Annotated in this window: 32 protein-coding genes; 31 read left to right on the top strand and 1 reads right to left on the bottom strand. The window is 55.4% G+C overall.

Features of this window, described 5'->3' with window-relative positions:
- The first annotated feature begins 4 nt into the window (after positions 1-4).
- The 31 genes from tuf to bfr all read left to right on the top strand — a co-directional run bounded on the left by tuf (position 5) and on the right by bfr (position 17,323).
- The gene (gene tuf / locus KVG88_RS27305) at positions 5-1,198 is read left to right on the top strand and encodes an elongation factor Tu (RefSeq protein WP_034148074.1); all 1,194 of its coding nucleotides are present in this window, start codon (positions 5-7) and stop codon (positions 1,196-1,198) included.
- Positions 1,199-1,353: 155 nt separating this feature from the next.
- Complete coding sequence (gene rpsJ / locus KVG88_RS27300; RefSeq protein ID WP_003186070.1) at positions 1,354-1,665, top strand: 30S ribosomal protein S10; 312 nt, start codon at positions 1,354-1,356, stop codon at positions 1,663-1,665.
- A gap of 80 nt (positions 1,666-1,745) precedes the next feature.
- On the top strand, positions 1,746-2,381 hold the full coding sequence (gene rplC / locus KVG88_RS27295) for a 50S ribosomal protein L3 (protein ID WP_003186059.1): 636 nt from the start codon (positions 1,746-1,748) through the stop codon (positions 2,379-2,381).
- Positions 2,382-2,393: 12 nt separating this feature from the next.
- Positions 2,394-2,996, top strand: coding sequence for a 50S ribosomal protein L4 (gene rplD / locus KVG88_RS27290; RefSeq protein ID WP_003228735.1), 603 nt, complete (start codon positions 2,394-2,396; stop codon positions 2,994-2,996).
- Positions 2,993-3,292, top strand: coding sequence for a 50S ribosomal protein L23 (rplW, locus tag KVG88_RS27285; protein ID WP_002555488.1), 300 nt, complete (start codon positions 2,993-2,995; stop codon positions 3,290-3,292). The genes rplD and rplW overlap by 4 nt, the downstream gene beginning before the upstream one ends.
- A 14-nt stretch (positions 3,293-3,306) precedes the next feature.
- Positions 3,307-4,131, top strand: coding sequence for a 50S ribosomal protein L2 (gene rplB, locus KVG88_RS27280; protein WP_008018194.1), 825 nt, complete (start codon positions 3,307-3,309; stop codon positions 4,129-4,131).
- Between the two features lie 16 nt (positions 4,132-4,147).
- Complete coding sequence (rpsS, locus tag KVG88_RS27275) at positions 4,148-4,423, top strand: 30S ribosomal protein S19 (RefSeq protein WP_002555486.1); 276 nt, start codon at positions 4,148-4,150, stop codon at positions 4,421-4,423.
- Positions 4,424-4,434: 11 nt separating this feature from the next.
- Positions 4,435-4,767 carry a 50S ribosomal protein L22 gene (gene rplV / locus KVG88_RS27270; protein WP_003103908.1) on the top strand — a complete coding sequence of 111 codons (333 nt, stop codon included), beginning with the start codon at positions 4,435-4,437 and terminating at the stop codon, positions 4,765-4,767.
- Between the two features lie 13 nt (positions 4,768-4,780).
- Positions 4,781-5,467 carry a 30S ribosomal protein S3 gene (gene rpsC, locus KVG88_RS27265; protein ID WP_003176422.1) on the top strand — a complete coding sequence of 229 codons (687 nt, stop codon included), beginning with the start codon at positions 4,781-4,783 and terminating at the stop codon, positions 5,465-5,467.
- 12 nt (positions 5,468-5,479) lie between these two features.
- The gene (gene rplP / locus KVG88_RS27260) at positions 5,480-5,893 is read left to right on the top strand and encodes a 50S ribosomal protein L16 (RefSeq protein WP_003228729.1); all 414 of its coding nucleotides are present in this window, start codon (positions 5,480-5,482) and stop codon (positions 5,891-5,893) included.
- On the top strand, positions 5,893-6,084 hold the full coding sequence (gene rpmC, locus KVG88_RS27255; protein ID WP_031596249.1) for a 50S ribosomal protein L29: 192 nt from the start codon (positions 5,893-5,895) through the stop codon (positions 6,082-6,084). The genes rplP and rpmC overlap by 1 nt, the downstream gene beginning before the upstream one ends.
- Positions 6,085-6,086: 2 nt before the next feature.
- Positions 6,087-6,353: a 30S ribosomal protein S17 gene (gene rpsQ / locus KVG88_RS27250; RefSeq protein ID WP_003176419.1), complete on the top strand. Its 267-nt coding sequence runs from the start codon at positions 6,087-6,089 to the stop codon at positions 6,351-6,353.
- Between the two features lie 23 nt (positions 6,354-6,376).
- On the top strand, positions 6,377-6,745 hold the full coding sequence (gene rplN / locus KVG88_RS27245) for a 50S ribosomal protein L14 (RefSeq protein ID WP_002555479.1): 369 nt from the start codon (positions 6,377-6,379) through the stop codon (positions 6,743-6,745).
- A gap of 11 nt (positions 6,746-6,756) precedes the next feature.
- On the top strand, positions 6,757-7,071 hold the full coding sequence (gene rplX, locus KVG88_RS27240; RefSeq protein ID WP_003176416.1) for a 50S ribosomal protein L24: 315 nt from the start codon (positions 6,757-6,759) through the stop codon (positions 7,069-7,071).
- Positions 7,072-7,093: 22 nt separating this feature from the next.
- Positions 7,094-7,633 (top strand): 50S ribosomal protein L5, encoded by a 540-nt coding sequence (rplE, locus tag KVG88_RS27235; RefSeq protein ID WP_003210069.1) that lies wholly within the window; start codon positions 7,094-7,096, stop codon positions 7,631-7,633.
- A gap of 13 nt (positions 7,634-7,646) precedes the next feature.
- Positions 7,647-7,952, top strand: a complete 306-nt coding sequence (rpsN, locus tag KVG88_RS27230) for a 30S ribosomal protein S14 (RefSeq protein WP_003176414.1) — start codon at positions 7,647-7,649, stop codon at positions 7,950-7,952.
- A gap of 209 nt (positions 7,953-8,161) precedes the next feature.
- Positions 8,162-8,554, top strand: a complete 393-nt coding sequence (gene rpsH / locus KVG88_RS27225; protein ID WP_017848802.1) for a 30S ribosomal protein S8 — start codon at positions 8,162-8,164, stop codon at positions 8,552-8,554.
- A 12-nt stretch (positions 8,555-8,566) separates the two neighbouring features.
- Positions 8,567-9,100 carry a 50S ribosomal protein L6 gene (rplF, locus tag KVG88_RS27220; RefSeq protein ID WP_003176412.1) on the top strand — a complete coding sequence of 178 codons (534 nt, stop codon included), beginning with the start codon at positions 8,567-8,569 and terminating at the stop codon, positions 9,098-9,100.
- Between the two features lie 10 nt (positions 9,101-9,110).
- The gene (gene rplR / locus KVG88_RS27215; RefSeq protein WP_003186037.1) at positions 9,111-9,461 is read left to right on the top strand and encodes a 50S ribosomal protein L18; all 351 of its coding nucleotides are present in this window, start codon (positions 9,111-9,113) and stop codon (positions 9,459-9,461) included.
- 3 nt (positions 9,462-9,464) lie between these two features.
- Complete coding sequence (gene rpsE / locus KVG88_RS27210) at positions 9,465-9,965, top strand: 30S ribosomal protein S5 (protein WP_003186035.1); 501 nt, start codon at positions 9,465-9,467, stop codon at positions 9,963-9,965.
- A gap of 2 nt (positions 9,966-9,967) precedes the next feature.
- On the top strand, positions 9,968-10,144 hold the full coding sequence (gene rpmD / locus KVG88_RS27205; RefSeq protein WP_003176408.1) for a 50S ribosomal protein L30: 177 nt from the start codon (positions 9,968-9,970) through the stop codon (positions 10,142-10,144).
- A 3-nt stretch (positions 10,145-10,147) separates the two neighbouring features.
- Positions 10,148-10,585, top strand: coding sequence for a 50S ribosomal protein L15 (gene rplO, locus KVG88_RS27200; RefSeq protein WP_003228720.1), 438 nt, complete (start codon positions 10,148-10,150; stop codon positions 10,583-10,585).
- On the top strand, positions 10,586-11,914 hold the full coding sequence (gene secY, locus KVG88_RS27195) for a preprotein translocase subunit SecY (RefSeq protein ID WP_003228718.1): 1,329 nt from the start codon (positions 10,586-10,588) through the stop codon (positions 11,912-11,914). It abuts the gene before it with no gap.
- A 27-nt stretch (positions 11,915-11,941) separates the two neighbouring features.
- Positions 11,942-12,058 (top strand): 50S ribosomal protein L36, encoded by a 117-nt coding sequence (gene rpmJ / locus KVG88_RS27190; protein WP_002555468.1) that lies wholly within the window; start codon positions 11,942-11,944, stop codon positions 12,056-12,058.
- 130 nt (positions 12,059-12,188) lie between these two features.
- Positions 12,189-12,545 carry a 30S ribosomal protein S13 gene (gene rpsM, locus KVG88_RS27185; protein WP_009045849.1) on the top strand — a complete coding sequence of 119 codons (357 nt, stop codon included), beginning with the start codon at positions 12,189-12,191 and terminating at the stop codon, positions 12,543-12,545.
- A 30-nt stretch (positions 12,546-12,575) separates the two neighbouring features.
- Complete coding sequence (gene rpsK, locus KVG88_RS27180; protein ID WP_002555466.1) at positions 12,576-12,965, top strand: 30S ribosomal protein S11; 390 nt, start codon at positions 12,576-12,578, stop codon at positions 12,963-12,965.
- Positions 12,966-12,983: 18 nt separating this feature from the next.
- Complete coding sequence (gene rpsD, locus KVG88_RS27175) at positions 12,984-13,604, top strand: 30S ribosomal protein S4 (protein ID WP_003176404.1); 621 nt, start codon at positions 12,984-12,986, stop codon at positions 13,602-13,604.
- Positions 13,605-13,626: 22 nt separating this feature from the next.
- Positions 13,627-14,628 (top strand): DNA-directed RNA polymerase subunit alpha, encoded by a 1,002-nt coding sequence (locus tag KVG88_RS27170; protein ID WP_007924176.1) that lies wholly within the window; start codon positions 13,627-13,629, stop codon positions 14,626-14,628.
- A gap of 42 nt (positions 14,629-14,670) precedes the next feature.
- Positions 14,671-15,057 carry a 50S ribosomal protein L17 gene (rplQ, locus tag KVG88_RS27165; protein WP_007970429.1) on the top strand — a complete coding sequence of 129 codons (387 nt, stop codon included), beginning with the start codon at positions 14,671-14,673 and terminating at the stop codon, positions 15,055-15,057.
- A 197-nt stretch (positions 15,058-15,254) separates the two neighbouring features.
- Positions 15,255-16,709 carry a catalase gene (locus KVG88_RS27160; protein WP_150704929.1) on the top strand — a complete coding sequence of 485 codons (1,455 nt, stop codon included), beginning with the start codon at positions 15,255-15,257 and terminating at the stop codon, positions 16,707-16,709.
- Between the two features lie 149 nt (positions 16,710-16,858).
- The gene (bfr, locus tag KVG88_RS27155; protein WP_123535044.1) at positions 16,859-17,323 is read left to right on the top strand and encodes a bacterioferritin; all 465 of its coding nucleotides are present in this window, start codon (positions 16,859-16,861) and stop codon (positions 17,321-17,323) included.
- Positions 17,324-17,387: 64 nt separating this feature from the next.
- On the opposite strand, the gene uvrA is transcribed toward bfr, so the two are convergent.
- Positions 17,388-20,222 carry an excinuclease ABC subunit UvrA gene (gene uvrA / locus KVG88_RS27150; protein ID WP_150704928.1) on the bottom strand — a complete coding sequence of 945 codons (2,835 nt, stop codon included), beginning with the start codon at positions 20,220-20,222 and terminating at the stop codon, positions 17,388-17,390.
- Positions 20,223-20,315: the final 93 nt, after the last annotated feature.

The following is a 20,315-nucleotide window of genomic DNA, read 5'->3' as shown; positions in this document are numbered from 1 at the left end:
TGTCGTGGCTAAAGAAAAATTTGATCGTTCCCTACCGCACGTCAACGTTGGCACCATCGGTCACGTTGACCACGGTAAAACCACTCTGACCGCAGCTCTGACTCGCGTTTGCTCCGAAGTTTTCGGTTCGGCAATCGTTGATTTCGATAAAATCGACAGCGCTCCAGAAGAAAAAGCTCGTGGTATCACCATCAACACCGCGCACGTCGAGTACAACTCGAAGATCCGTCACTACGCTCACGTTGACTGCCCAGGTCACGCTGACTATGTGAAGAACATGATCACCGGTGCTGCCCAGATGGACGGCGCGATCCTGGTTTGCTCGGCCGCTGATGGTCCGATGCCACAAACCCGTGAGCACATCCTGCTGTCCCGTCAGGTAGGCGTTCCGTACATCGTGGTTTTCCTGAACAAGGCTGACCTGGTAGACGACGCAGAGCTGCTGGAACTGGTTGAGATGGAAGTTCGCGACCTGCTGTCCACCTACGACTTCCCGGGCGATGACACTCCAATCATCATCGGTTCGGCTCGTATGGCGCTGGAAGGCAAAGACGACAACGAAATGGGCACCACTGCCGTTCGTAAACTGGTTGAAACTCTGGACAGCTACATCCCAGAGCCAGAGCGTGCTATCGACAAGCCATTCCTGATGCCAATCGAAGACGTATTCTCGATCTCGGGTCGTGGTACTGTTGTGACTGGTCGTATCGAGCGCGGTATCGTTCGCGTTCAAGATGCACTGGAAATCGTTGGTCTGCGTGACACCACCACCACCACCTGCACCGGTGTTGAGATGTTCCGCAAGCTGCTCGACGAAGGTCGTGCTGGCGAGAACTGCGGCGTTCTGCTGCGTGGCACCAAGCGTGACGACGTTGAGCGTGGTCAGGTTCTGGTTAAGCCGGGTTCGGTTAAGCCGCACACCAAGTTCACCGCAGAAGTTTACGTTCTGAGCAAGGAAGAAGGCGGCCGTCACACTCCGTTCTTCAAAGGCTACCGTCCACAGTTCTACTTCCGTACTACTGACGTGACCGGTAACTGCGAGCTGCCAGAAGGCGTTGAAATGGTAATGCCAGGTGACAACATTCAGATGACTGTTACCCTGATCAAAACCATCGCAATGGAAGACGGTCTGCGCTTCGCTATCCGTGAAGGCGGCCGTACCGTTGGTGCTGGCGTAGTAGCTAAAATCATCGAGTAAGCTCTTTTTTGAGTTAGCTTGATGCTTTGAAAAGCCCCCGCTCAGCGGGGGCTTTTTTATTGGGTTGACACCTATCTGGGGCGTCTATAGAATTGCGCCTCCTTTTAACGGGCGTATTGCGCCCGGTGGGAATAGCAGCCGGAGTCTGAAATCCAATGCAAAATCAGCAAATCCGTATCAGGTTGAAGGCTTTCGACCATCGCCTGATCGACCAATCAACCCAGGAAATCGTGGAAACCGCGAAACGTACTGGTGCTCAAGTGCGTGGTCCAATTCCACTGCCTACCCGTAAAGAGCGGTTCACCGTTCTGGTCTCCCCGCACGTCAACAAAGACGCGCGTGACCAGTACGAGATCCGTACTCATAAGCGCGTACTGGACATCGTCCAGCCAACGGATAAAACCGTTGATGCTCTTATGAAGCTTGATCTTGCGGCCGGTGTGGAAGTGCAGATCAGCCTCGGCTAAGACTCGGTCTTAGTCGTGTAACGCTCTGAAATGGGCGGCCATAGCGGGTGAAAGCCCCGTACACTCATGAGGTTTACAACATGACTATTGGTGTAGTCGGTCGTAAATGCGGTATGACCCGTATTTTCACCGAAGAAGGTGTCTCCATTCCGGTCACGGTCATTGAGATCGAGCCGAATCGCGTCACCCAGTTCAAAACTGAAGAGACCGATGGCTATCGTGCAGTGCAAGTCACTGTCGGCGAGCGTCGTGCTTCGCGTGTAACAGCAGCTCAGGCTGGCCACTTCGCTAAAGCGAACGTTGCCGCTGGTCGTACCGTAATGGAATTCCGCCTTGAAGAAGGCGAGTACCAGGCCGGCGATCTGATCAACGCTGAAATCTTCGCCGCTGGTCAGCTGGTTGATGTAACCGGTCAGTCCAAAGGTAAAGGCTTCCAGGGTACGATCAAGCGTTGGAATTTCCGCGGGCAAGATAACACCCACGGTAACTCCGTATCCCACCGCGTTCCAGGCTCTATCGGCCAGTGCCAGACTCCTGGTCGTGTATTCAAGGGCAAAAAAATGTCCGGTCATATGGGCGCTGAGCGCGTGACCGTGCAGTCCCTCGAAGTAGTGCGCGTGGACGCTGAACGCAATCTGTTGTTGGTCAAGGGCGCTGTTCCTGGCGCTACTGGCGGCAACTTGGTTGTACGTCCAGCAGCCAAGGCTCGCGGTTAAGGGGAAGCTGACATGCAATTAAATGTAAATGACGCTCAAGCGATCGAAGTTTCCGAACTGACATTTGGCGGCGAATTCAACGAGACGCTGGTTCACCAAGCAGTCGTGGCCTACATGGCCGGCGGCCGTCAAGGTAGCAAGCAGCAAAAGACCCGTTCCGACGTTCGTGGTGGCGGTAAGCGCCCATGGCGTCAGAAAGGTACTGGCCGTGCTCGTGCCGGTACTATCCGTAGCCCAATCTGGCGTGGCGGCGGTACCACTTTCGCAGCTCGTCCTCAGGATCACTCCCAGAAGCTGAACAAGAAGATGTATCGCGCAGCAATGCGTTCCATCCTTGCTGAGCTGGTGCGTACTGATCGTCTGGTCGTGGTTCAGGATTTCGCCGTTGAAACGCCGAAAACCAAAGACCTGCTGGGCAAACTGAACAACATGAGCCTGACCGACGTTCTGATCGTGTCGGACGCTGTTGATCAGAACCTGTACCTGGCTGCTCGTAACCTGCCACACGTAGATGTACGTGACGTGCAAGGTTCCGATCCAGTTAGTCTGATCGCATACGACAAGGTGTTGATCACCGTGTCGGCCGTGAAGAAATTCGAGGAGCTGCTGGGATGAACCAGGAACGCGTATTTAAAGTTCTGCTTGGCCCGCACGTTTCCGAGAAGGCTACGGTTCTGGCAGACAAGAAAGGCCAGTTCGTTTTCAAGGTTGCTACTGATGCAACCAAGCTGGAAATCAAGAAGGCCGTCGAAAGCCTGTTCAGCGTGAAAGTAGAGCGTGTTACTACCCTGAATGTTCTGGGTAAGAGCAAGCGCACTGCTCGCGGTCTGGGCAAGCGTAATGACTGGAAGAAGGCAGTTATCTCCCTTCAGCCAGGCCAAGATCTCGATTTCAGCAGCAGTGCTGAGTAAGGAAGGGGTGCATCATGGCAATCGTTAAATGCAAACCGACTTCCCCTGGCCGCCGTTTTGTGGTCAAGGTGGTCAACCAGGAGCTGCATAAAGGCGCTCCTCACGCACCGCTGCTCGAGAAGAAGTCGAAGACTGGTGGTCGTAACAACAATGGCCGTATTACCACTCGTCACATCGGTGGTGGTCATAAGCAGCATTACCGTATGGTCGATTTCCGTCGCAACGACAAAGATGGCATCGTCGCCACTGTCGAGCGTATCGAATACGATCCAAACCGTACTGCTCACATCGCACTGCTCTGCTACGCAGACGGCGAGCGCCGCTACATCATCGCCCCTAAAGGCGTGAGTGCTGGCGACACGCTGATCGCAGGTGCCCTGGCTCCAATCAAGCCAGGCAACGCTCTGCAACTGCGCAACATTCCAGTCGGTTCTACCGTACACGGCATCGAATTGAAGCCAGGTAAAGGCGCTCAGATCGCTCGTTCCGCTGGTGCTTCGGCTCAGCTGATCGCTCGTGAAGGTGTCTACGTGACCCTGCGTCTGCGTTCTGGTGAGATGCGTAAAGTGCTGGCTGAGTGCCGCGCGACCCTGGGCGAAGTCTCGAACTCCGAGCACAGCCTGCGTTCGCTGGGTAAAGCTGGTGCCAAACGCTGGCGTGGCGTTCGCCCAACCGTTCGTGGTGTTGCCATGAACCCGGTTGACCACCCACATGGTGGTGGTGAAGGTCGTACCTCTGGTGGTCGTCATCCGGTATCGCCATGGGGCTTCCCGACTAAGGGCGCGAAGACTCGTGGTAATAAGCGTACCGACAAAATGATCGTCCGTCGTCGCAAGTAAATAGAGGGATACGACAGTGCCACGTTCTCTGAAAAAAGGTCCTTTTATCGATCTTCACCTACTGAAGAAGATCGAAGTGGCGGCGGAAAAGAACGATCGCAAACCAGTTAAAACCTGGTCGCGTCGTTCGATGATCCTGCCACAAATGGTCGGTCTGACCATCGCAGTACACAACGGTCGTCAACACGTCCCAGTTCTCGTTAACGAAGACATGGTCGGCCACAAACTGGGCGAGTTCGCCGGTACCCGCACTTATCGTGGGCACGTGGCAGACAAGAAAGCCAAGCGTTAAGGGGTTAGGAAATGGAAGTAGCCGCTAAGTTGTCGGGCGCTCGAATCTCCGCCCAGAAAGCCCGCTTGGTCGCCGACCAGATCCGCGGGAAGAAGGTGGGCGAAGCGCTCAACCTGTTGGCTTTCAGCAGTAAGAAAGCCGCCGAGATCATGAAGAAAGTGCTGGAGTCGGCCGTAGCCAACGCCGAGCATAACGAAGGCGCAGACGTTGATGACCTGAAGGTCAGCACCGTTTTCGTCAACGAAGGGCGTTCGCTGAAGCGCATCATGCCACGTGCCAAAGGCCGTGCTGATCGCATCGTCAAGCGGTCTTGCCATATCACTGTCAAGGTTGCTGACAAGTAACGGAGTCGAAGAGATGGGTCAGAAAGTACATCCCATTGGCATTCGCCTGGGAATCGTCAAGGAGCACACCTCCGTCTGGTACGCAGACGGTCGGACTTATGCGGACTACTTGTTCGCTGATCTGAAGGTGCGTGAGTATCTCCAAGACAAACTAAAAAGCGCGTCCGTAAGCCGTATCGATATCCATCGTCCGGCCCAAACTGCACGTATCACCATCCACACCGCTCGTCCAGGTATCGTTATCGGGAAGAAAGGTGAAGATGTTGAGAAACTGCGTCAGGACCTGACCAAGCAAATGGGTGTGCCTGTGCACATCAATATCGAAGAGATCCGCAAGCCGGAACTCGACGGTATGCTGGTTGCGCAGAGCGTAGCTCAGCAGCTGGAGCGTCGCGTAATGTTCCGTCGCGCTATGAAGCGCGCTGTACAGAACGCCATGCGCATTGGTGCCAAAGGCATCAAAATCCAAGTGAGCGGTCGTCTCGGCGGTGCTGAAATCGCACGTACTGAATGGTATCGCGAAGGTCGTGTGCCACTGCACACCCTGCGTGCCGACATCGACTATGCCAACTACGAAGCTCACACCACTTACGGTGTGATCGGTGTAAAGGTTTGGATCTTCAAAGGCGAAGTAATTGGTGGTCGCCAAGAAGAACTGAAACCACAAGCACCAGCGCCTCGTAAAAAAGCTGCTAAGTAAGGGGTACGCCAAATGTTGCAACCAAAGCGTACGAAGTTCCGCAAGCAAATGACTGGTCACAACCGTGGCCTGGCATTGCGCGGTAGCAAAGTCAGCTTCGGCGAGTTCGCGCTGAAGTCTGTAGCTCGTGGTCGTCTCACCGCTCGTCAGATCGAGTCAGCGCGTCGTGCTCTGACCCGTCACGTAAAACGTGGCGGCAAGATCTGGATCCGTGTATTCCCGGACAAGCCGATCTCCAAGAAGCCTCTCGAAGTGCGGATGGGTAAAGGTAAGGGTAACGTGGAATACTGGGTTGCCCAGATTCAGCCAGGCAAAGTCCTGTATGAAATCGAGGGTGTTTCTGAAGAGCTGGCGCGTGAGGCTTTCGCCCTGGCTGCTGCAAAGCTGCCGCTCGCCACCTCCTTTGTTAAACGGACGGTGATGTGATGAAAGCGAATGAACTTCGTGAAAAATCCGCAGAGCAGCTGAACGAGCAACTGCTCGGCCTGCTGCGCGACCAGTTCAATCTGCGTATGCAGAAAGCAACTGGCCAGTTGGGGCAGTCTCATCTGCTCTCGCAAGTTAAGCGTGACATCGCTCGCGTGAAGACTGTGCTCAACCAGCAGGCAGGTAAGTAATCATGGCTGAAGCCGAAAAAACTGTCCGTACGCTGACTGGCCGTGTTGTCAGCGACAAGATGGACAAAACCATCACCGTTCTGATCGAGCGTCGCGTTAAGCACCCGATCTACGGTAAATACGTTAAGCGTTCGACTAAGCTGCACGCGCACGACGAAACCAATCAGTGCCACATCGGCGACAAAGTCACTATTCGTGAAACTCGTCCTTTGGCCAAGACCAAGTCTTGGGCGCTGGTTGATGTTCTCGAACGCGCTGTGGAAGTCTAAGGACTAGGGGTCGGAGAAATTATATGATTCAGACTCAATCCATGCTCGATGTGGCCGATAACAGCGGCGCTCGCCGTGTTATGTGCATCAAGGTGCTGGGTGGCTCCCATCGTCGTTACGCTGGTATCGGTGACATCATCAAAGTTACCGTCAAGGAAGCAATTCCTCGCGGTAAAGTGAAAAAAGGCCAAGTGATGACTGCTGTTGTAGTCCGCACTCGTCACGGTGTACGCCGTGCTGATGGCTCCATTATCCGCTTTGATGGCAACGCTGCTGTTCTTCTGAACAACAAGCAAGAGCCGATCGGCACCCGTATCTTTGGGCCAGTGACCCGTGAACTTCGTACTGAGAAGTTCATGAAGATCGTCTCGCTCGCCCCAGAAGTGCTGTAAGGAGATCCGACATGCAAAAGATTCGTCGTGACGACGAGATCATCGTGATCGCCGGCAAAGACAAAGGTAAGCGCGGTAAGGTGCTTAAGGTTCTCGCTAACAACCGTCTGGTTATTGGTGGTCTGAACCTGGTCAAGCGTCATACCAAGCCTAACCCGATGTCGGGCGTGCAGGGCGGTATCGTCGAGAAAGAAGCTCCGCTGGATGCTTCTAACGTCGCCATTTTCAACGGCGAAACCAACAAGGCTGACCGCGTTGGTTTCAAAGTAGAAGACGGCAAGAAAATTCGTGTCTTCAAGTCGACCCAAAAAGCGGTTGATGCTTGAACACTGCTAGGTAGATGAGACCATGGCACGACTAAAAGAGATTTACCGGAAGGAAATTGCTCCGAAACTTAAGGAAGAACTTAAGCTTTCGAACGTGATGGAAGTTCCGCGCGTTACCAAAATCACCCTGAACATGGGTCTGGGCGAAGCGATCGGCGACAAAAAAGTCATCGAGCACGCTGTTGCTGACCTGGAAAAGATCACCGGCCAGAAAGTCGTTGTGACCTACGCTCGCAAATCCATCGCTGGCTTTAAAGTCCGTGAAGGTTGGCCGATCGGCGTCAAAGTGACCCTGCGCCGTGAGCGTATGTACGAGTTCCTGGATCGTCTGCTGTCGATCTCCCTGCCTCGGGTTCGCGACTTCCGCGGCCTGAATGCCAAGTCCTTCGATGGTCGTGGTAACTACAGCATGGGCGTAAAAGAGCAGATCATCTTCCCGGAAATCGACTACGACAAGATCGATGCTCTCCGCGGTCTGGACATCACCCTGACCACCACTGCCAAGAACGATGATGAAGGCCGCGCTCTGCTGCGTGCGTTCAAATTCCCGTTCCGCAACTGATTGGAGTAGGACCATGGCCAAGATGAGCATGAAAAACCGCGAGCTGAAGCGTCAGCTCACGGTTGCCAAGTACGCCAAGAAGCGTGCAGCACTGAAAGCAATCATCGTTGATCTGAACGCAAGTCCAGAAGCACGTTGGGAAGCTACAGTTGCCCTGCAGAAGCAGCCACGTGACGCAAGCGCTTCGCGCATGCGTAACCGCTGCCGCCTGACTGGTCGTCCACACGGCGTTTACCGCAAGTTCGGCCTCGGCCGTAACAAACTGCGTGAAGCGGCAATGCGTGGTGACGTACCAGGTCTGGTTAAAGCCAGCTGGTAAGTACTGTCAAAGTCTCGGTGCTCGGGTTCGCAAGATCCTGACCACCGGTGGCCTTGAATCTGAATCAAGCCCCTTTTGGGGCTTGATTCATTTCTGGGGTGTGTCTAGAATACCCGGCTCGCCTGAGCCCGTGTTTTATACGCTCGGAGATTCTCGGCGACACGTAGTAGCCGCAAGGCTAATTTTTCTGTATTAGGAGCGTCTAGCCCATGAGTATGCAGGACCCGTTAGCGGACATGCTAACTCGAATCCGTAATGCCCAGATGGCTGAAAAGTCCGTCGTAAGCATGCCATCTTCTACTTTGAAGGTAGCTGTTGCCAAAGTCCTGAAGGACGAAGGTTACATTGCGGGTTATCAGATCAGCAGCGAAATCAAACCACTGCTGTCTATCGAGCTGAAATATTTCGAAGGCCGTCCGGTTATCGAAGAAGTGAAGCGCGTTAGCCGTCCAGGCCTGCGTCAGTACAAGTCCGTCGAAGATCTGCCGAAAGTTCGTGGCGGTCTCGGTGTGTCTATCGTCTCCACCAACAAGGGTGTGATGACTGATCGTGCTGCGCGCGCTGCCGGTGTCGGCGGCGAAGTTCTTTGCACTGTGTTCTAAGGGGGGATAAGCATGTCTCGCGTCGCTAAGAACCCCGTTAAGCTGCCAGCCGGTGTCGAAGTAAAATTCGCAGGCCAACAGCTTTCGGTGAAGGGTGCCAAGGGCACTCTCGAACTGAACATCCATTCGTCCGTTGAGATCGTTGAAGAAGCCGGTGAGCTGCGTTTCGCTGCTCGCAATGGCGATCAACAGACTCGCGCAATGGCTGGTACCACTCGTGCGTTGGTAAACAACATGGTCCAAGGCGTAAGCCAAGGCTTCGAGCGCAAGCTCCAGCTGGTCGGTGTTGGTTACAAAGCGCAAGCTAAAGGCACAGTGCTGAACCTGGCTCTTGGCTTCTCGCACCCAGTGGATTACGAACTGCCGGAAGGCATCACCGCTGAGACTCCTAGCCAGACCGATATCCTGATCAAGGGCATCGACAAGCAGCTGGTAGGTCAAGTGGCCGCCGAGATCCGCGACTTCCGTCCACCAGAGCCGTACAAAGGCAAAGGTGTGCGCTACGCGGACGAAGTCGTCCGTCGTAAAGAAGCCAAGAAGAAGTAGGGCATAGCAAATGACCGACAAAAAAGTTACTCGACTGCGTCGCGCTCGCAAAGCACGCCTGAAAATGCACGAACTCGAAGTCGTGCGTCTCTGCGTGTTCCGCTCTTCGCAGCACATCTACGCCCAGGTCATTTCGGCCGACGGCAACAAAGTCCTGGCATCTGCCTCGACTTTGGATAAAGAACTGCGTGATGGCGCCACTGGCAACATCGACGCGGCCACTAAGGTTGGCCAGCTGGTCGCTACGCGTGCTAAGGCCGCTGGCGTCTCGCAGGTGGCTTTCGACCGCTCTGGCTTCAAGTACCACGGCCGCGTTAAAGCGCTGGCTGATGCTGCTCGTGAAGCTGGGCTGGAGTTCTAAGTTATGTCAAATAACGACCAAAAGCGCGACGAAGGCTACATCGAGAAGCTGGTTCAAGTTAACCGCGTAGCCAAAACCGTTAAAGGCGGCCGTATCTTCACCTTCACCGCGTTGACCGTGGTTGGTGATGGTAAGGGCCGTGTTGGCTTCGGCCGTGGCAAGTCGCGTGAAGTGCCTGCTGCGATCCAGAAGGCAATGGAAGCTGCTCGCCGCAACATGATCCAGGTTGATCTGAACGGCACCACTCTGCAGTACGCAATGAAGTCCGCACACGGCGCTTCGAAGGTGTACATGCAGCCTGCTTCTGAAGGTACCGGTATCATCGCTGGCGGCGCTATGCGTGCTGTCCTCGAAGTTGCTGGCGTTCAGAACGTTCTGGCCAAGTGCTACGGCTCGACTAACCCGGTAAACGTGGTTCACGCCACTTTCAAGGGTTTGAAAGCAATGCAGTCTCCTGAATCCATTGCCGCCAAGCGTGGCAAAAGCGTCAAGGAGATCTTCTGATCATGGCTACCGTAAAAGTAACGCTGATCAAAAGCATGACCGGCCGCATCCCTAACCACAAACTGTGCGTTAAGGGTCTGGGTCTGCGTCGCATCGGTCACACTGTAGAAGTCCAGGATACTCCCGAGAATCGCGGGATGATCAACAAGGCTTACTACATGCTGCGTGTCGAGGGTTAATCGATGAAACTCAATGATCTGAGTCCAGCGCCGGGTTCCCGTCGCGAAAAGCATCGTCCGGGCCGTGGTATCGGTAGTGGTTTGGGTAAGACTGGTGGCCGTGGCCACAAAGGTCAAACCTCCCGCTCCGGTGGCACCATTGCTCCAGGCTTTGAAGGCGGTCAACAGCCGCTGCATCGTCGCCTGCCGAAGTTCGGTTTCGTTTCCCTGAAAGCCATGGACCGCGCAGAAGTGCGTCTGTCCGAGCTGGCTAAAGTGGAAGGCGACATCGTCACCGTGCAGTCCCTGAAAGATGCCAACGTGATCAACGTCAACGTACAGCGTGTGAAAATCATGCTGTCCGGTGAAGTGACTCGCGCTGTCACTATCGGCAAGGGAATCGGCGCCACCAAAGGTGCGCGTGCGGCTATCGAAGCAGCTGGCGGCAAGTTCGAGGAATAAATGGCTAAGCAAGGTGCTCTCTCTGCGCTCGGCAAAGGCGGTATGTCTGAACTCTGGGCTCGTCTGCGTTTTCTGTTCCTGGCGATTATCGTCTACCGAATAGGCGCACACATCCCGGTTCCAGGTATCAACCCGGACCGACTCGCGGACCTGTTTCGACAGAATGAGGGGACCATTCTTAGCTTGTTCAACATGTTTTCCGGCGGCGCGCTGGAGCGGATGAGCATCTTTGCACTGGGGATCATGCCGTACATTTCGGCATCGATCATCATGCAGTTGATGACAGCCGTCAGCCCGCAGCTGGAGCAGTTGAAGAAGGAAGGTGAAGCTGGCCGTCGCAAGATCAGCCAGTACACCCGCTACGGCACTGTCGTCCTCGCTCTCGTCCAGGCTATTGGCATGTCCATTGGTCTGGCGGGGCAGGGCGTTGCGTTCACTGGTGACTTTGGCTTCCATTTCGTCGCGGTATCCACTTTTGTGGCTGGTGCGATGTTCATGATGTGGCTGGGTGAGCAGATTACTGAGCGTGGTGTTGGCAACGGTATCTCGATGTTGATTTTTTCGGGTATCGTCGCCGGTCTTCCGAGAGCGATCGGGCAGTCTTTCGAGTCTGCACGTCAGGGTGATATCAACATCTTCGCCCTGGTTGCCATCGGTTTGCTGGCAGTAGCGATTATCGGTTTCGTGGTGTTCATTGAGCGTGGTCAGCGTCGTATTGCTGTTCACTACGCCAAGCGTCAGCAAGGCCGTAAGGTGTTTGCTGCGCAGACTAGCCACTTGCCGCTGAAGGTGAACATGGCCGGCGTTATTCCGGCTATTTTCGCGAGCAGCATTTTGCTGTTCCCGGCTTCGTTGGGTGCCTGGTTCGGTCAGTCTGAAGGTATGGGCTGGTTGCAGGACATCTCGCAGTCGATCGCTCCTGGTCAGCCGTTGAATATTCTGCTGTTTAGTGCAGGGATTATTTTCTTCTGCTTCTTCTATACGGCGTTGATGTTCAATCCGAAAGACGTAGCGGAAAACCTGAAGAAGTCCGGTGCCTTTATTCCGGGCATCCGTCCTGGTGAGCAGTCTGCGCGCTACATTGATGGCGTTCTGACTCGCTTGACCATGTTCGGTGCTCTTTACATGACGGCCGTGTGCCTGTTGCCCCAGTTCCTGGTGGTTGCAGCCAACGTTCCGTTCTACCTTGGCGGGACCTCGTTGCTGATCGTCGTCGTGGTTGTGATGGACTTCATGTCCCAAGTACAATCGCACCTCGTTTCGCACCAGTACGAATCCCTGATGAAGAAAGCCAACCTGAAGGGTTACGGCAGCGGCATGTTGCGCTGAGTACCCATAAGGTTCGAGGAGTTGGTGATGAAAGTTCGTGCATCGGTGAAAAAGCTGTGCCGTAACTGCAAGATTATTCGCCGCGAAGGTGTTGTTCGAGTAATTTGCAGCGCGGAACCGCGTCACAAACAGCGCCAAGGCTGAGTGTGATTGTGCTTCAAGCCCGGTAGCTAGTGCGCTACCGGGTTGATTATTTGTTATTACAGCGATATTATCTCGCGCCCTATTTCTTGGCTTCCGGGGCGTAGGTAGCTGTCAATTGGAGTCCCACTGAATGGCCCGTATTGCAGGCGTTAACATTCCAGATAACAAGCATACTGTTATCTCGCTGACCTACATCTATGGTGTTGGTCGCACTACTGCACAGAAAATTTGTGCAGAGACTGGGGTAAACCCAGCAGCAAAGATCAAAGATCTGAGCGACGAGCAAATTGAACAGCTGCGTGGCGAAGTGGCGAAGTTCACCACTGAAGGTGACCTGCGTCGCGAAATCAACATGAAAATCAAGCGCTTGATGGACCTCGGTTGCTATCGCGGTCTGCGTCATCGTCGTGGTCTTCCAGTACGCGGTCAGCGTACCAAGACCAACGCGCGTACCCGTAAAGGTCCGCGTAAGCCGATCCGCAAGTAATCGCCCCAGCGAATCGACAGGAATTTAATCATGGCAAAACCTGCTGCTCGTCCTCGTAAAAAAGTTAAAAAGACAGTGGTTGATGGCATCGCCCACATCCATGCATCTTTTAACAACACCATCGTGACCATTACCGACCGTCAAGGTAACGCTCTTTCCTGGGCTACCTCCGGTGGTTCGGGTTTCCGCGGTTCCCGCAAGTCCACCCCGTTTGCTGCTCAAGTAGCTGCTGAACGTGCTGGTCAAGCTGCGCTGGAATACGGCCTGAAAAACCTCGACGTTAACGTCAAAGGTCCAGGTCCAGGTCGTGAATCCGCAGTCCGCGCTTTGAACGGCTGTGGCTACAAGATCGCCAGCATCACCGACGTGACGCCAATCCCGCACAACGGGTGCCGTCCGCCGAAGAAGCGCCGCGTGTAATCCAGGAGATTGTAAAGAATGGCTCGTTACATTGGTCCAAAATGCAAACTCGCTCGTCGCGAAGGCACCGATCTCTTCCTGAAGAGCGGCGTGCGCGCGATCGAATCGAAGTGCAACATTGAAGCAGCACCTGGTATCCACGGCCAACGCCGCGGTCGCCAGTCCGACTACGGCACCCAACTGCGTGAAAAGCAGAAGGTCCGTCGTATCTACGGCGTTCTCGAGCGTCAATTCAGCGGCTACTACAAAGAAGCTGCTGGCAAGAAAGGTGCAACCGGTGAAAACCTGCTGCAACTGCTCGAATGCCGTCTGGACAACGTTGTATACCGTATGGGCTTTGGTTCGACTCGTGCCGAATCCCGTCAGCTGGTATCGCACAAGTCGATCAGCGTAAACGGTCAGACCGTTAACGTTCCGTCCTACCAGGTTCGTGCTGGTGACGTGGTCGCTGTTCGCGAGAAAGCAAAAAACCAACTTCGCATTGTCCAAGCTCTCGATCTGTGTGCCCAACGTGGCCGCGTAGAATGGGTAGAAGTAGACACTGAGAAGAAGTCGGGCGTTTTCAAGAACGTTCCAGCTCGCAGTGATCTGTCCGCCGACATCAACGAAAGCCTGATTGTCGAGCTCTACTCCAAGTAAGGGCTAGAAAATAGGTGCATCCATGCAGATTTCGGTAAATGAGTTCCTGACACCCCGCCACATTGATGTGCAGGTTGTCAGTCCAACCCGCGCCAAGATCACTCTCGAGCCTCTCGAGCGTGGTTTTGGCCACACCCTGGGCAACGCGCTGCGCCGCATCCTGTTGTCCTCAATGCCTGGCTGTGCAGTTGTCGAGGCCGAGATTGACGGTGTGCTCCACGAGTACAGCGCCATCGAAGGTGTACAGGAAGACGTAATTGAAATCCTGTTGAACCTTAAAGGTCTGGCTATCAAGCTGCACGGCCGTGACGAAGTTACGCTGACCTTGTCGAAGAAGGGTTCGGGGGTGGTTACCGCTGCCGATATTCAGCTGGATCATGATGTCGAGATCGTTAACCCCGATCACGTAATCGCTAACCTGGCGTCTAACGGCGCCCTGAACATGAAGCTCGTAGTAGCTCGTGGTCGTGGTTATGAACCAGCCGACTCGCGTCAGAGCGATGAAGACGAAAGCCGCAGCATCGGTCGCTTGCAGCTTGACTCTTCGTTCAGCCCGGTTCGCCGTATCGCTTACGTGGTGGAAAACGCCCGTGTCGAGCAGCGTACTAACCTGGACAAGCTGGTTATTGATCTGGAAACCAACGGTACTCTGGACCCGGAAGAGGCTATCCGTCGTGCTGCAACCATCCTGCAACAGCAGTTGGCTGCGTTCGTCGACCTCAAAGGTGACAGTGAGCCAGTGGTTATCGAGCAGGAAGACGAGATCGATCCGATCCTGCTTCGCCCGGTTGACGATCTGGAACTGACTGTACGTTCGGCTAACTGCCTTAAGGCGGAAAACATTTACTACATCGGCGACCTGATTCAGCGTACCGAAGTAGAACTGTTGAAGACTCCGAACCTGGGCAAGAAATCCTTGACTGAAATCAAGGACGTTCTGGCCTCCCGCGGTCTGTCCCTCGGCATGCGCCTCGACAACTGGCCGCCTGCAAGTCTTAAGAAGGACGACAAGGCGACTGCCTGATCGTCGTAATCACCGAACGTAGTGTTTGGTAAGGAATGAACCATGCGTCATCGTAAAAGTGGTCGTCACCTCAGCCGCACCAGCTCGCACCGCAAGGCCATGTTCCAAAACATGGCGGTGTCGCTGTTCGAGCACGAGCTGATCAAAACTACTCTGCCAAAAGCTAAAGAACTGCGCCGCGTTGCTGAGCCGCTGATCACTTTGGCTAAGACAGACAGTGTTGCTAACCGTCGTCTGGCTTTCGACCGTACTCGTTCGAAAGCTATCGTTGGTAAGCTCTTCAACGACCTGGGCAAGCGTTACGCTACCCGTGAGGGTGGCTACCTGCGCATCCTCAAGTGCGGTTTCCGCGCTGGCGACAACGCGCCTATGGCGTACGTCGAGTTGGTTGATCGTGCTACTGCTGGCGAAGCTGTATCCGCCGAGTAAGACGTCAGTCTGAAACAAAGGACCGGGCCTAGTGCCCGGTTTTTTGTGTCTGTTCGAAAAGTGATGAAGCAAAGGTTTGATTAGGTTTTTTCTATCGATTGGCATCAGTCAATGAATTAGAAGATGTCATCTCGATCATCAATACTTCCTTTCAGCCGCTTAGCCGGCAGTTCAAGACTGACAAAGGAAGAGATCGCATGAGCCAAAATAAAACGCTTACCACCGCCGGTGGCGCTCCTGTCGCCGATAACCAGAATTCCCGTTCCGCTGGCCCTCGTGGCCCGCTGCTGCTCGACGACTTCCACCTGATCGAGAAGCTCGCCCACTTCAACCGCGAAAACATTCCAGAGCGCCGCGTTCACGCGAAAGGCTCGGGCGCGTACGGTACGTTCACGGTGACGCGCGATATCACTCAGTACACCAGCGCCAAGCTGTTCGAGGCTGTTGGCAAGCAGACTCCGACGTTTCTGCGTTTCTCCACCGTGGGTGGTGAGCGTGGTTCGGCTGACACTGAGCGAGACCCACGCGGCTTCGCCCTGAAGTTCTACACCGAAGAAGGTAATTGGGACATTGTTGGCAACAATACGCCTGTGTTCTTCATTCGTGATCCGCTGAAATTCCCGGACTTTATCCACACTCAAAAACGTCTGCCGCAGAGCAATCTCAAAAGCGCTCAGGCGATGTGGGATTTCTGGTCGCATTCTCCAGAGGCGCTGCACCAGGTCACCATCCTGTTTTCGGATCGCGGCATCCCCGATGGTTACCGTCACATGCACGGCTTCGGTAGCCACACCTATAGCCTCATCAGTGCCGGCGGTGAGCGTCATTGGGTGAAGTGGCACTACAAGACCCAGCAGGGCATCAAGAACCTGGCACCGGCCGATGCCGCGCGTCTGGCGGGGACTGATCCGGATTACGCTCAGCGTGACCTGTTTGAGGCTATCGAGCGCGGCGACTTCCCGAAATGGCGTGTGTGCATCCAGATCATGACGGAAGATCAGGCTGCCGCTCATTATGAAAACCCGTTTGATGTCACCAAAACCTGGTCGCAGAAAGAGTTTCCGCTGATCGAAGTCGGCGAGCTGGAGCTCAATCGCAACCCGCTCAATTATTTTGCTGAAGTGGAGCAAGCGGCTTTCGGCCCTAGCAACATGGTGCCGGGTGTTGGCCTGTCGCCGGATCGCATGCTGCAAGGTCGTGTATTCGCCTATGCGGATGCGCATCGCTACCGTGTCGGCACCAATCATCAGCAGTTGCCGGTGAATGCACCGCGCAGTCCGGTAAACACCTACCAGCGCGATGGCTCGATGGCTTTTGGTAGCAATGGCGGTGCAGCTCCGAACTACGAGCCAAACAGCTACGTTGAGTCGCCTAAACAGGCGCCTCGTTATGCGGAGCCCGCGTTGGCACTGAGCGGCGCTGCCGATCGTTACGATCACCGTGAGGACACCGACTACTACAGCCACGCCGGTGCTCTGTTCCGTCTGATGAGCGATGAACAGAAGAACTTGTTGGTCAGCAACATTGCTGGAGCCATGGCAGGTGTGTCGAGTGACGTGGTTGATCGTCAGTTGCAGCATTTCTTCAAGGCCGATCCGGCGTATGGAGAAGCAATCGCAAAGCGGCTCAACGTACAGCTTAACGAAGTCTAAATGAGAAGCAGAACCGCCCTTATTTGGGCGGTTTTTGCGTTATTTCAGCTGCTTTTCTCAGAATATCTTCGCTTTTATTGCGTCTGGCGAGTGACGTTATGGGCGGGTTGGTTCAAACTACAGACTTTAAAGCAGGGAGATGTAGGGCGATGCAAGGCCACCCAGACGTTATCGATTACCTCAACACGTTGCTGACCGGCGAATTGGCCGCGCGTGATCAATATTTCGTCCATTCGCGGATGTATGAGGACTGGGGTTTCACCAAGCTCTACGAACGTATCAACCACGAGATGGAAGAAGAAGCAGGGCACGCCGATGCTTTGATGCGTCGGATCCTGATGCTTGAAGGCACACCGCGCATGCGTCCCGACGATCTGGATGTCGGCACCACCGTACCGGAGATGCTCGAAGCGGATCTGCGTCTTGAGTACAAAGTCCGTGCGGCATTGTGCAAAGGCATTGAACTCTGCGAGCAGCACAACGACTACGTCAGCCGTGAAATTCTACGTGTTCAGCTCAATGACACTGAAGAAGATCATACCTACTGGCTGGAGAAGCAGTTGGGCCTGATCAAGCTGATCGGTCTTGAGAACTACCTGCAATCTCACACCTGATTGCAGCAGATACAAAAAAGCCCCTGTCACTGATGAAGTGACAGGGGCTTTTTCATGGAGCCGGTTAAGCCCGATCCCGCTCCAACAGCGGTTTCAGGTAATAACCCGTATGAGACTGCTTCATCTCGGCGACTTCTTCCGGTGTCCCAACTGCAATGATCTGGCCGCCCTTGGAACCGCCCTCCGGCCCCAGATCGACCAGCCAGTCGGCGGTCTTGATCACGTCCAGGTTGTGTTCGATCACTACCACGGTGTTGCCGTGGTCACGCAGGCGATGCAACACGTCCAGCAGTTGCTGGATGTCCGCGAAGTGCAGGCCGGTGGTCGGCTCGTCGAGGATGTACAGGGTCTTGCCGGTATCGCGCTTGGAGAGCTCGCGGGAGAGTTTGACCCGCTGTGCCTCACCACCGGACAGGGTGGTCGCCGATTGTCCCAGCTTGATGTACGACAACCCGACGTCCATCAACGTTTGCAGCTTGCGCGCCAGAGCCGGAACCGCGTCGAAGAACTCACGTGCTTCCTCGATGGTCATCTCAAGGGTTTCATGGATGCTCTTGCCCTTGTATTTGATTTCAAGGGTTTCACGGTTGTAGCGCTTGCTCTTGCACACATCGCAAGGCACATAGATGTCGGGCAGAAAGTGCATTTCTACCTTGATCAAGCCATCGCCCTGGCAGGCTTCGCAGCGGCCGCCCTTGACGTTGAACGAGAAACGCCCCGGGCCATAACCCCGTGAACGTGATTCCGGCACGCCGGCGAACAGTTCGCGAATCGGTGTGAACAAGCCGGTGTAGGTTGCCGGGTTGGAGCGCGGCGTACGGCCAATCGGGCTCTGGTCGATGTCGACGACCTTGTCCAGATGCTCCAGGCCCTTGATGCTGTCATGAGCGGCGGCTTCCAGCGTTGTCGCGCCATTCAGAGCGGTAGCGCTTAACGGGAAGAGCGTGTTGTTGATCAGCGTTGACTTACCCGAGCCGGACACGCCGGTGACGCAGGTCAGCAGGCCGATCGGAATTTCCAGATCGACATTGCGCAGGTTGTTGCCACGTGCGCCCTTGAGCGACAACGACAGCTTCTTGTTGCGCGGTGTGCGTTTGGCGGGCACTTCGATTTTCACCCGGCCCGACAGGTACTTGCCGGTCAGGGAGTCAGGGTGAGCCATGACTTCGGCCGGCGTACCTTCGGCAACGATATGGCCGCCATGGACGCCTGCGCCCGGGCCGATATCCACCACGTAGTCGGCCAGACGGATCGCATCTTCGTCGTGCTCGACGACGATTACTGTGTTGCCGATATCACGCAGGTGCTTGAGGGTACCGAGCAAACGGTCGTTGTCGCGCTGATGCAGACCGATCGAGGGTTCGTCGAGGATGTACAGGACGCCTACCAGGCCGGCGCCAATCTGGCTCGCCAGACGAATACGCTGAGCTTCGCCACCGGACAGGGTGTCGGCACTGCGGTCCAGCGACAGGTAGTCGAGACCGACGTTGACCAGGAACTGCAGGCGTTCGCGGATTTCCTTGAGAATCTTGTCAGCGATTTCCCCGCGACGGCCGGTCAGTTTCAGCCCGCCGAAATAATCGCAGGCATCGCCGATCGGCAAATTGGTGACCGCCGGCAAGGTTTTCTCACCGACCCATACATGCCGCGCTTCACGACGCAAACGGGTGCCGCGGCAGTCCGGGCACGACTGGGTACTGAGGAACTTGGCCAGTTCTTCGCGCACCGATGCCGATTCGGTTTCGCGGTAGCGGCGCTCCAGGTTCGGCACGATGCCTTCGAACGGATGCGAACGTTTGACGATGTCGCCACGGTCGTTCAGGTATTTGAAATCGACGTTTTGCGAGCCGCTGCCGTGCAGGATGAATTTCTGCTGATCGGCTGGCAGTTCGTTGAACGGTACTTCCAGGCTGAATTTGTAGTGGGATGCCAGCGACCCGAGCATCTGGAAGTAATAGACGTTGCGCCGGTCCCAGCCGCGAATCGCACCTTCGGCAAGCGTTAGCTCGCCATTGACGAGGCGCTTGATGTCGAAGAATTGCTTCACGCCCAGGCCATCGCAGGTCGGGCAAGCGCCGGCCGGGTTGTTGAAGGAAAACAGTTTCGGTTCGAGTTCGCTGATGGCGTGACCGCAAATCGGGCAGGCGAAGCGTGCGGAGAAGATCATCTCTTCGCCGGGCTCGTCGTCCATTGGTGCCACCAGGGCAATGCCGTCCGCTAGCTTCAGTGCGGTCTCGAAGGATTCGGCCAGACGCTGTTGGAGGTCGGCGCGGACCTTGAAGCGGTCGACCACGACATCAATAGTGTGCTTCTTCTGTTTGTCGAGCTTGGGCGCTTCGTCCAGCTCATACAGCTTGCCGTTGATCCGGGCACGCACAAAGCCCTGGGCGCGCAGCTCTTCAAAGACCGACAGGTGTTCGCCTTTGCGCTCGCGGATCACCGGGGCCAGCAGCATCAGCTTGCTGCCCTCCGGTTGGGCCAGGACCAGATCGACCATCTGGCTGACGGTCTGCGCTTCCAGCGGAATGTCGTGGTCCGGGCAGCGCGGAATGCCCACGCGTGCATAAAGCAGGCGTAGGTAGTCGTAGATTTCGGTAATGGTGCCGACGGTCGAACGCGGGTTGTGCGAGGTCGACTTCTGTTCGATGGAGATCGCCGGCGACAAGCCTTCAATGGTGTCGACGTCGGGTTTTTCCATCATCGACAGGAACTGGCGGGCATAGGCCGACAGCGACTCGACGTAGCGGCGCTGACCTTCGGCGTACAAGGTGTCGAAAGCCAGGGACGACTTGCCGGAGCCCGAGAGGCCGGTGATGACGATCAGCTTGTCCCGTGGCAGGGTCAGGTCGATATTCTTCAGGTTGTGGGTTCGAGCCCCACGAATCAGGATCTTGTCCAAAGTGGCCTCGCTTGGCGGGCGTCGAAAACGTAGGAGTATACGGCCAAATACTGGATGGATGCACACTATCGAATGATGTCATTGCAGGCTTAC

The sequence above is a fragment of the Pseudomonas azerbaijanoccidentalis genome, assembly GCF_019145495.1.
In the GTDB taxonomy this organism is placed as follows: Bacteria; Pseudomonadota; Gammaproteobacteria; order Pseudomonadales; family Pseudomonadaceae; genus Aquipseudomonas; species Aquipseudomonas azerbaijanoccidentalis.
Note: the sequence above shows the minus strand (reverse complement) of the source record. Positions and strands in the feature narration are given on the sequence as shown.

Bases quoted from the DNA above. Each gene is read 5' to 3' on its own strand.
- rpsJ (WP_003186070.1), top strand. From the start codon at position 1,354: ATGCAAAATCAGCAAATCCGTATCAGGTTGAAGGCTTTCGACCATCGC.
- rplC (WP_003186059.1), top strand. From the start codon at position 1,746: ATGACTATTGGTGTAGTCGGTCGTAAATGCGGTATGACCCGTATTTTC.
- rplD (WP_003228735.1), top strand. From the start codon at position 2,394: ATGCAATTAAATGTAAATGACGCTCAAGCGATCGAAGTTTCCGAACTG.
- rplW (WP_002555488.1), top strand. From the start codon at position 2,993: ATGAACCAGGAACGCGTATTTAAAGTTCTGCTTGGCCCGCACGTTTCC.
- rplB (WP_008018194.1), top strand. From the start codon at position 3,307: ATGGCAATCGTTAAATGCAAACCGACTTCCCCTGGCCGCCGTTTTGTG.
- rplV (WP_003103908.1), top strand. From the start codon at position 4,435: ATGGAAGTAGCCGCTAAGTTGTCGGGCGCTCGAATCTCCGCCCAGAAA.
- rpsC (WP_003176422.1), top strand. From the start codon at position 4,781: ATGGGTCAGAAAGTACATCCCATTGGCATTCGCCTGGGAATCGTCAAG.
- rplP (WP_003228729.1), top strand. From the start codon at position 5,480: ATGTTGCAACCAAAGCGTACGAAGTTCCGCAAGCAAATGACTGGTCAC.
- rpmC (WP_031596249.1), top strand. From the start codon at position 5,893: ATGAAAGCGAATGAACTTCGTGAAAAATCCGCAGAGCAGCTGAACGAG.
- rpsQ (WP_003176419.1), top strand. From the start codon at position 6,087: ATGGCTGAAGCCGAAAAAACTGTCCGTACGCTGACTGGCCGTGTTGTC.
- rplN (WP_002555479.1), top strand. From the start codon at position 6,377: ATGATTCAGACTCAATCCATGCTCGATGTGGCCGATAACAGCGGCGCT.
- rplX (WP_003176416.1), top strand. From the start codon at position 6,757: ATGCAAAAGATTCGTCGTGACGACGAGATCATCGTGATCGCCGGCAAA.
- rplE (WP_003210069.1), top strand. From the start codon at position 7,094: ATGGCACGACTAAAAGAGATTTACCGGAAGGAAATTGCTCCGAAACTT.
- rpsN (WP_003176414.1), top strand. From the start codon at position 7,647: ATGGCCAAGATGAGCATGAAAAACCGCGAGCTGAAGCGTCAGCTCACG.
- rpsH (WP_017848802.1), top strand. From the start codon at position 8,162: ATGAGTATGCAGGACCCGTTAGCGGACATGCTAACTCGAATCCGTAAT.
- rplF (WP_003176412.1), top strand. From the start codon at position 8,567: ATGTCTCGCGTCGCTAAGAACCCCGTTAAGCTGCCAGCCGGTGTCGAA.
- rplR (WP_003186037.1), top strand. From the start codon at position 9,111: ATGACCGACAAAAAAGTTACTCGACTGCGTCGCGCTCGCAAAGCACGC.
- rpsE (WP_003186035.1), top strand. From the start codon at position 9,465: ATGTCAAATAACGACCAAAAGCGCGACGAAGGCTACATCGAGAAGCTG.
- rpmD (WP_003176408.1), top strand. From the start codon at position 9,968: ATGGCTACCGTAAAAGTAACGCTGATCAAAAGCATGACCGGCCGCATC.
- rplO (WP_003228720.1), top strand. From the start codon at position 10,148: ATGAAACTCAATGATCTGAGTCCAGCGCCGGGTTCCCGTCGCGAAAAG.
- secY (WP_003228718.1), top strand. From the start codon at position 10,586: ATGGCTAAGCAAGGTGCTCTCTCTGCGCTCGGCAAAGGCGGTATGTCT.
- rpmJ (WP_002555468.1), top strand. From the start codon at position 11,942: ATGAAAGTTCGTGCATCGGTGAAAAAGCTGTGCCGTAACTGCAAGATT.
- rpsM (WP_009045849.1), top strand. From the start codon at position 12,189: ATGGCCCGTATTGCAGGCGTTAACATTCCAGATAACAAGCATACTGTT.
- rpsK (WP_002555466.1), top strand. From the start codon at position 12,576: ATGGCAAAACCTGCTGCTCGTCCTCGTAAAAAAGTTAAAAAGACAGTG.
- rpsD (WP_003176404.1), top strand. From the start codon at position 12,984: ATGGCTCGTTACATTGGTCCAAAATGCAAACTCGCTCGTCGCGAAGGC.
- KVG88_RS27170 (WP_007924176.1), top strand. From the start codon at position 13,627: ATGCAGATTTCGGTAAATGAGTTCCTGACACCCCGCCACATTGATGTG.
- rplQ (WP_007970429.1), top strand. From the start codon at position 14,671: ATGCGTCATCGTAAAAGTGGTCGTCACCTCAGCCGCACCAGCTCGCAC.
- KVG88_RS27160 (WP_150704929.1), top strand. From the start codon at position 15,255: ATGAGCCAAAATAAAACGCTTACCACCGCCGGTGGCGCTCCTGTCGCC.
- bfr (WP_123535044.1), top strand. From the start codon at position 16,859: ATGCAAGGCCACCCAGACGTTATCGATTACCTCAACACGTTGCTGACC.